Origin of the sequence: Pseudomonas sp. HMWF006, from assembly GCF_003061205.1 — a bacterium.
Lineage (GTDB): Bacteria > Pseudomonadota > Gammaproteobacteria > Pseudomonadales > Pseudomonadaceae > Aquipseudomonas > Aquipseudomonas monsensis.
In genome coordinates this window covers 1,060-9,021 of sequence record NZ_QAIU01000500.1, presented here as the reverse complement: position 1 = coordinate 9,021, position 7,962 = coordinate 1,060, and the positions used below count along the sequence as shown (strand labels likewise).

Here is a 7,962-nt window from a genome sequence, read left to right as displayed (position 1 = left end):
CCCTGGCCTCGACGCTGGGAGCGTGGTGCGTGGCATTGGCGTCGATCATTTGTTTTTCGGCATTGAAATCGGGGCCGGTGCTGCACGCCTGGCTGATTCCGGTTCTGTTGGCGATCACCGTACCGGTCACCACGTTGCTGCTGGCGCGGGCGGCGTTGTTCCGCAAGCGCATGGCCGGGGATGATGTGCCGGCCGAGGTCAGTAGCCGGCGCACCGAAAGCGGCAACTGAAGCTTTGTATTGTCTGCAATGACGCTATCGCGAGAAGGCTCACCGCTACACTTGGAATGCGTTCCTCTGTAGGAGTGAGCCTTCTCGCGTTAGCGCTCTCCAGATCACCTAAAACCTCAAACCTCAAACCCAGGCCACCGCCAACAACCCCGCCCCTAGCGCCAGACACAACGGCGAATACACCCACGTATCCAGTCGCGCAAACCGTGAATCCTTCACCTCTTTGAAGAAGCCCACCAGATTCGAATCGCCAATTGCCCGGGCAAACATCAACAGCGCAATTGCACTGATTACCCATTGCAGCCAGCCGTCATGCACCGCCGGCATTCCCCAGCCGACGCGCATGCAGACCAGGCCGGCAATCGCCAATAACGCTGTCGCCACCAGCAGCGTGATCCAGCCTGAAGGCTCGAAGGCCGGTCGTACTGTCGCCACCAGCCCCTGCACGGGAATCTGCGGCACCGCAGCTACCGCCGCCCACTGCCCACCCAACGCCCAATACACATGCACCAGGCTGATGATTGCAAAAATCGTCACCAGCCACTGAGCCAATACGAAGGTCATGCTTGAGAGTCCTTTCAAAAGACTTGAACAAATCATCCTAGTCGGCATTTTTTCAAGTGCACGACCGATCAGCGGTACGGTAAAGTGCCGCCCCATGAAATTCTCCCGTTCCGATCGCTCACTGCTGGCCTGGATGCTCTATTGCTGCGTCCTGTTCAATGTGTTCGCCTGCAGCATCGGTCACGGGCAAATGGTCGGCATGCAACTCAACGGCATCGGCGGCCAGTTCTGTACGGTCGACCCGGCCACTCAAGCACCGCTCACGTCAAATCCCGTCGAAGAAAAACTGCCGACCCTGAGCAAGGCGTTCGGTTGCCCGCTGTGCTCTGTCGGCGGGGGCATGGGCCCGGCGTTCAACTCCAGCCTGACCCTTGCGGTGCTGCCCGAACAACACAGTCCGCCGTTGGCGCCTGTCGTCAGCGCCGACCTCCCTGCCCGCTTCACCTGGCCCTCGGCCAACCCTCGCGCCCCACCGCTCGCCTGAGTGTCTTCGCCCTATTGATTTGTCAGCCCACTGCGCCAACGCGCGGCGTTTGCCTGTGCGCTGACACCTAGCCAAGCATTCAGGATTCAATGATGAAACAACTCACTTTGCTGGCGAGCCTGTGCGGCTGCCTGTCCGTTAACGCCTGGGCGCAATCCGCTGTGGATCTGGCGCCGATCACCATCAATGGCGAGTCCGGCGCCGAACCGGGCTTGAGCCTCGACCAATCCAGTGGCATGGCCTCGCGCCTCGGTCTGAGCGTGCGCGACACACCCGCGTCGGTGGCCATTGCCAACCGCAACGACATCGAACGCCACGGCGCACAAAATTTCCAGGACGCCGCCAACACCCTGCCCGGGGTCAATGCCAGCGCACCGCCGGGTTTCGGCGGCTTCGTCTCCTATCGCGGCTTCACCAGCAGCCAGATTACCCAGATGTTCAACGGCATCAACGTATCCGGCGGCCTCGCCCGGCCGGTGGATGCGTGGATTTACGACCGGGTGGAATTGCTCGGTGGTCCGTCATCGCTGGTCAATGGCGCAGGTTCCGTCGGCGGTTCGTTGAACTACGTGACCAAACTGGCCAGCCGCGATGAACAGGCGACTGAAGGTCGGGTCAGCTACGGCACCTACGACACCACCGAAACCGCCTTCGGCCTCAACCACGCACTGACCGCGCCGAATGCCGATGTGCAGCACTACGCGCGTCTGGATGTCAGTCACAACACCAGCAACGGCTACATCGACCGCCAGGAACGCGATGCCTGGAGCGTGGCGTTCTCGCTGCTCAGCGACCTCACGCCGGACCTGTCGCACACCCTCGCCCTCGAATATCAGGACGAGCACGAAGACAGCCCGTACTGGGGCACGCCGGTGCTCAACCCCAAGGCCGGTGAGCTGAAAATCGACAGACACAACCGCTTCAACAATTACAACGTCGAAGACGGGCGCTACGAACAACGGACGATCTGGCTGCGCTCGATCATTGATTACCGGATCAACGACAGCACCACCCTGCGCAACACGCTGTATCACCTCGACAGCCAGCGCGACTACCGCAACCTCGAAACCTATCAGTACAACGCCGACAACACGGCGGTGAATCGCTCCACCGCGTATCAGGTGCGCCATCAGGGCGAGCAGAACGGCAACCAGTTCGAACTGCGTCACGACAATACGTTCTTCGGTCTCGATACAACGTGGTCCGGGGGTTTCGAATACAAGGTCAACCAGACCACAAACTCACCGCTCAACGTCAAAGGCGCGAATACGGTGGACCCAAACAACTACCGGCCGGGGCATTTCTACGACATTCCCGGCACCAACCCGAAGTTGATCAGCGACAAGACCAATGAAGTCACGACCAAGGCACTGTTCGTGGAAAACCGTCTGGCGCTGACCGACAAACTGTCGCTGCTCACAGGCCTGCGTTACGACGATATCGACCTCGACGTCACCAACCATCGCACAGTGACCGCCACCAACCCCAAGCACCTCAAGCGCAGTTGGGAGCCGGTGACTGGTCGCGTCGGCCTGACCTGGCAATTCATCCCGTCGGCCAACGTCTACGTGCAATACAGCACCGCCGCCGAGCAACCGAACGGTACTCAGGACTTTGATGTTTCGACGGGTAAACAATGGGAGATTGGCAGCAAGTTCGACTACCTGAACGGGCGAGGCTCGGCGACCGTCGCCGCCTACACCATCGAGCGCAAGGACTTCGCCGTTACCGATCCACTGGACCCGACCAGCAGCATTCCGGTCGGCCAGCAGACCTCGAAAGGCATCGAGATTGCGAGTTCGTTGCGTATCACCGACAAGCTGTTGGCCGAAGGCAACTTCGCCTGGGTCGATGCGCAGTACGACGACTTCACTGAAAAGAATGCCGCCGGTGTCGTGGTGTCGCGCAAGGGCAATACACCGACCAACGTGCCGGATCGCGTCGGCAATGTGTGGCTGACCTATGACTTTTCGCCGCAATGGCAAGGTGGGGTCGATGCGCGTTACGTAGCATCGGTGTATGCCGACACCGCCAACACCATGACCGTGCCGTCGTACACGCTGTTCGGCAGCTTCCTCAGCTACAAGGTTGATTCACACACCACCGTCACCGGGCGGGTGCGCAACCTGACCAACGAGGTGTACGCCGAGTTTGCGCATGTGTCGCCGGCTTACTATCTGGGCACGCCGCGCACCTTTGAATTGGCGGTGCAGACTCGATTCTAAAAGCTTCAAAGCATCGCGAGCAGGTTCACTCCTACAGGGAAACGCATTCCAAATGCAGGAGTGAGCCTGCTCGCGATGGCGTCAGCCGCAACCCCTCTATTTCAGATCAGCCGCCACCTTATCCGCCACATCCTTCGGCAACCAGGCCTGCCACACATCCGGATGCGCTTTCATGAAGGCTTCAGCCGCTTGGCGTGGCGCGGTGTGTTTTTCACTCATGTCTGCCAGCGCCTTGTTCAGCGACTCGATCGGAAAATCGACCTTGCTGAAGAATTCGGCAATCTGCGGGTACTGCTTTTGAAACGGCGTAGACACGCCAATCGACAGCTTCGAGGCCAGCGACCGGGTCGGTTTCGGATTCGGATTGTCGGCGTCGGTCAGGGTCTTCCATGCCTCGGCATCAAACGGCGGCTCTTCCAGTTGCACCAGTTTGAATTTGCCCAGCAGCGGTGTCGGCGACCAGTAGTAGAACAACACCGGTTTGCCGCGACGAATCGAAGAACTGATCTCGGCGTCCAGTGCCGCTCCCGAGCCACTGCGGAAATTGGTGAAGTCATCCTGCAGGCCATATGCCGTCAGCTTCTGCTTGTTGACCACTTCCGAGGTCCAGCCAATGGGGCTGTTGAGGAACCGGCCCTTGCTCGGGCTCTCCGGGTCCTTGAACACATCCTTGTACTTTTTCAGGTCACTGACGCTGCGCAGGTCCGGCGCCAGCGGCTTGATGCCTTTGGCCGGGTCACCCTTGATCACGTATTCCGGCACCCACCAGCCTTCGGTCGCGCCCTTGACCGTATCACCGAGACTGACCACCTTGCCCTCGGCTTCTGCCTTGACCCACACCGGACTACGCCCGGCCCACTCCTCGCCAATGACCTGAATGTCATTGTTGGCCAGCGCGGTTTCCAGGGTGATGGTGGTGCCGGGCAGCGTGTCCGTCGGCAATCCGTAGCCCTTCTCGACGATGATCCGCAGGACATCAGTGATCAGGCTGCCGCTTTCCCAATTCAGGTCGGCAAAATGAATCGGCGCCTGCGCGGCCATCAGCGGTGGCGCCGACGCCAGCAAAGCGAATGTGGCCGCGCTGGCGGCCAACAACCGTCGAAATCCGTTCATGCTTTTTGCACCTCGTGCTGTTCACAGCAATAGCAGGATGGCCTGATGGAAGACCGCAAGCCTCTGAATACTCAGTCAACTGACTGTAGCCGAGGTTCCTGCTTTTTCCGGGGCGTATCCCGGACGAGGTCAGGTTTCAGACTTTTCCTGCAAGCTTTGCAGCTCGCGTCTGACCATGCTGGCGTATTCCGCCGGGCGCAACGTGTAGATCTGCGATGCCACCCACCCCAGCCACGCGCCCTGCAATCGAGCTTTCGCATCGAACAGACGCCTAGCCTCTTCACGCGCATTGTCGAGGTGGTGCACATGAAAATCAGCGCGACTCACAGCATTCACTCGCTGGCCTTGAAGGTCACCAGTTCGCCCTTGCGCCATTTGGCGGCCTTGGCGGTGACGGCTTTCAGGGTTTTGGTCAAGCCTTCCTGCAGTTGCTCATTGGCGGCGAACACGGTCACCACACTGTGGCCTTCCTTGAACAGGATCGCGTGACCATCGGCTGTGTCGACAAAGGCGTAGTCGCCCAGGCCGTAGACCGTCAGTTTGATTTCACGAAAACGGATATCCATCTTGCCGCCTTCGCGGCTGGGCAGGACCGACGCGCTGAAATGATCGCCAACCTTGAGCTTGAGCCCCGGTTTGTCATCGACCACCAAGGCACTTTCGGTGTCGATTTCGGCCACGTAAATGCCTTCGGCGTTTTGCTCGGTGATGTAAACAAAACGCGACTGGAACAGCTTGACCAGCTTTGCACGCAAATCACCGAGCACGAACAAAGCATGCATATCGAGGTTACTGACTGCCAAAGAAACATCCCCACATCTGAAAAAACCGTGCACGGAAAACGCGCGCGGCAAAAAACGGCCAGGCCGACAGAACTGCCAAATGACTCAAATAAAAGTCCGAGCGAGCGGAGCGCTCATTTATCGCGAGGTGCGTAAGACTACTGGAATGTCACTCGCGAAACTTGCTCCGATGTCGCCAATGTTCGAAGGAAGATTCCTTACTGACGCTCAGAGAAAGCTGACTACGAACTTTAGGGAAAATTCTCACGAAAAAAAGCATTTTTCCGACATATCGCCCGTGAAAAATTGCTTTAGATAAGCCCTGTCGTCAACAGGTACTGGCGATTCTAGAGCAGCAACGCTCATTACGACTACCCGCAACGGCCAGTAAATGCCGGCCGACCGATGAAAAGGACTTCATATGTGCACCCTGACTCACTTTGCCACTCCCGTAGAGGCCAGGCACAAATCGACGCTGATCTTCCATGTCAGTGAAACGCCCAACCCGACCCCACGCTTTCAAGTCGTGCCGGCGGGCATTGCCTTCTTTCACATCAAGGAAAAATCCACCGGTCGCGTCAGAGGTTTCCGCGAAGACCATAACGAAGCCTGTGCCTTGGCTCGTTCACTTGAAGCGCAAATCGAACTCCTGGCCGGCGACTGCCTCAGATAAAGGGAGTGATCGACTGCGCCATGTCGGCGCACAACCAAGGAGTAAACGATGGAACTGCCAGCATACGACCTGAAAACCCTGTTCGACCAGCTGGGCCTGCCCTCGGAAGGCAGCGCTATCGACGACTTCATCGAAGCGCATCCACTGCCCGCCGATGTCAAATTGATCGAGGCCGACTTCTGGTCGCCGCAACAGGCGCAATTGCTCAAGGAATGGTTACGCGCCGACGGCGAAGAAGCCGTCATGGTCGATGAATTGAACGTGCGCCTGCACCCCGGCAAGTAAGCCTGATCAGTGCAGACTGTCAGCGGGCTCGGCCTGCAATTGCGCGAGCCACGCAGCCTTGCACTCTTCGGCCTCGTCGCGGCTGGCAAATGCGGTGCCGCGTTGCTCCCCGTTGAGCAGCACCACCCAGCAAACGCTTTGCCCCCTTGCGCGCAAACCGGCGGGTACACCACTGCCGATCATCACGGCGACATCAACCCGGCATTGCATGCCGACCTCCTGAATTAATTAGCTACCTAACTAAGCCGGCAGACTAATGCTTTCATTCGGAAGGAAAAAGCAACGCCGCTGCACAGAACCCTTGCCTCAACGGTAACAATCAGCGCGGGGTCTCCGGTTTGTAGCCCAGCCGCAATCCACCCCAGTGACGTCCCTTGATCATGATCGGCACCGACAAATCGTGCATCAATTCGCCGGTGTCGCGGGTGTAGGTTTGCAACAGCACCGGTTGCTGATGACTGCCACAGCGTATCCCGGTGCGGTCGGCGAACTTGCGTTTGGTGCGATTGTTGACCGCATCAACCTGCACATCCCCGGTCAACGGCTGGCTGAACACCTGGTTATGCGTAGGTACATAACCCTGCTGCGTGCAGGCGATGGCGAACACCAGACCTTCATGGCGCGGCAACAAGGGCTCCTGAATCGCCGGCAGCACCTGATCGGTGTAACGGTCGAAACGGGTCTGGTACTTGGCCGGTTGAGTATTGGGAATCGCCTGATACTGGCGATCGAACAGATCCTCCAGACTGATCCGCCCCTGTTCGACATCCGCCTCGAAACGCGCCGCGATCTGACTCGCCCCCTCACGCGCCAGGTCATAGATACGCTGGTGATAGTCATCCAGGCCAACCTCAGCCAGACGTTCGCTGATGGTTTCGGCCTGCCCTTCCATCTGCACCGCCGCTTCGGCGAGACGACGGGTCTGTTGATCGCTGATCGCCAGATCGCTGCGCATCTGCTCGATGGCCTTAAACAGGCTGTCGAGTTGCTCGCGATTGGTTTCCGCGCCCCGGGCGATTTCACCGACCTGAGTTTCCACGCCGGCCGCCAGGCGTGCGATGTTTTCCAGGTGCTGCCCGGTGTTTTCAACCTGTTCGACGCCGGTGTGCAGGTCGCTGGACAACTCGCGGATCTGTTCCACGACCTGTGCAGTCCGTTGCTGAATGTCGGTAACCATCTCGCCGACTTCCCCTGTCGCCGACGCCGTTCTGGCCGCCAACCCGCGCACCTCATCCGCCACTACGGCAAAACCGCGGCCATGCTCGCCGGCCCGAGCCGCTTCAATCGCCGCGTTCAACGCCAACAGGTTGGTCTGACTGGCAATCGACTGAATCACCAGCGTCACCCGCTGAATATCGTCGCTGCGCAGGCTCAACGCCTCGATCAGTTCGCGGCTGGCATTGGCGCGCTGGCTGAGTTGATGCATGCGCGAGATGGAATCGACCAGCTCGGCACGTCCCGCAGCACTGCTGTGATGGGCCTCACTGGCGGCTTCCAGGGCTTGGCGACTGAGCTGCGAAGTGGCGTGCTCGGTCGCAATCATCACTTCGGCATTGCTGACGATCCGCGCCGCCGCGTCGAGTTGCGATTCGAGTTTGTTTGCCAG

The 7,962-nt window shown here is 59.2% G+C and carries 11 protein-coding genes; 5 read left to right on the top strand and 6 right to left on the bottom strand.

Annotated elements, in window-relative coordinates; all coding sequences use genetic code 11:
• Nucleotides 1–230 (top strand): Na+/H+ antiporter subunit G (locus tag DBR24_RS22075; RefSeq protein WP_256591731.1); only part of this gene is annotated, 230 nt, incomplete at its 5' end.
• A gap of 123 nt (nt 231–353) precedes the next feature.
• Here the strand turns inward: DBR24_RS22075 and DBR24_RS22070 are convergent.
• Nucleotides 354–794: a DUF3995 domain-containing protein gene (locus DBR24_RS22070; RefSeq protein ID WP_128615795.1), complete on the bottom strand. Its 441-nt coding sequence runs from the start codon at nt 792–794 to the stop codon at nt 354–356.
• 94 nt (nt 795–888) lie between these two features.
• On the opposite strand from DBR24_RS22070, the gene DBR24_RS22065 reads away from it, so the two are divergent.
• Entirely contained in the window at nt 889–1,278 is a 390-nt protein-coding gene (locus DBR24_RS22065) for a DUF2946 domain-containing protein (protein ID WP_123467799.1), read from the top strand.
• Between the two features lie 92 nt (nt 1,279–1,370).
• Entirely contained in the window at nt 1,371–3,503 is a 2,133-nt protein-coding gene (locus DBR24_RS22060; RefSeq protein ID WP_128615794.1) for a TonB-dependent siderophore receptor, read from the top strand.
• A gap of 96 nt (nt 3,504–3,599) precedes the next feature.
• Here DBR24_RS22060 and DBR24_RS22055 read toward each other — a convergent pair whose 3' ends face one another.
• From DBR24_RS22055 to DBR24_RS22045, 3 genes are all read right to left on the bottom strand, one after another.
• Complete coding sequence (locus tag DBR24_RS22055) at nt 3,600–4,616, bottom strand: ABC transporter substrate-binding protein (RefSeq protein WP_128615793.1); 1,017 nt, start codon at nt 4,614–4,616, stop codon at nt 3,600–3,602.
• Nucleotides 4,617–4,745: 129 nt separating this feature from the next.
• Complete coding sequence (locus tag DBR24_RS22050) at nt 4,746–4,943, bottom strand: hypothetical protein (protein WP_123469150.1); 198 nt, start codon at nt 4,941–4,943, stop codon at nt 4,746–4,748.
• Between the two features lie 5 nt (nt 4,944–4,948).
• The gene (locus DBR24_RS22045; protein ID WP_163005233.1) at nt 4,949–5,398 is read right to left on the bottom strand and encodes a hypothetical protein; all 450 of its coding nucleotides are present in this window, start codon (nt 5,396–5,398) and stop codon (nt 4,949–4,951) included.
• A gap of 421 nt (nt 5,399–5,819) precedes the next feature.
• Here DBR24_RS22045 and DBR24_RS22040 point away from each other — a divergent pair, with 421 nt between their 5' ends.
• Both DBR24_RS22040 and DBR24_RS22035 read left to right on the top strand, forming a co-directional pair.
• Nucleotides 5,820–6,071, top strand: a complete 252-nt coding sequence (locus DBR24_RS22040; protein WP_128615792.1) for a hypothetical protein — start codon at nt 5,820–5,822, stop codon at nt 6,069–6,071.
• A 48-nt stretch (nt 6,072–6,119) separates the two neighbouring features.
• Complete coding sequence (locus DBR24_RS22035; protein WP_123467791.1) at nt 6,120–6,356, top strand: DUF2789 family protein; 237 nt, start codon at nt 6,120–6,122, stop codon at nt 6,354–6,356.
• A gap of 6 nt (nt 6,357–6,362) precedes the next feature.
• On the opposite strand, the gene DBR24_RS22030 is transcribed toward DBR24_RS22035, so the two are convergent.
• Nucleotides 6,363–6,566 (bottom strand): hypothetical protein, encoded by a 204-nt coding sequence (locus DBR24_RS22030; protein WP_123467789.1) that lies wholly within the window; start codon nt 6,564–6,566, stop codon nt 6,363–6,365.
• A gap of 109 nt (nt 6,567–6,675) precedes the next feature.
• Nucleotides 6,676–7,962: methyl-accepting chemotaxis protein (locus tag DBR24_RS22025; protein ID WP_256591730.1), on the bottom strand; the 1,287-nt coding region annotated here is incomplete at its 5' end.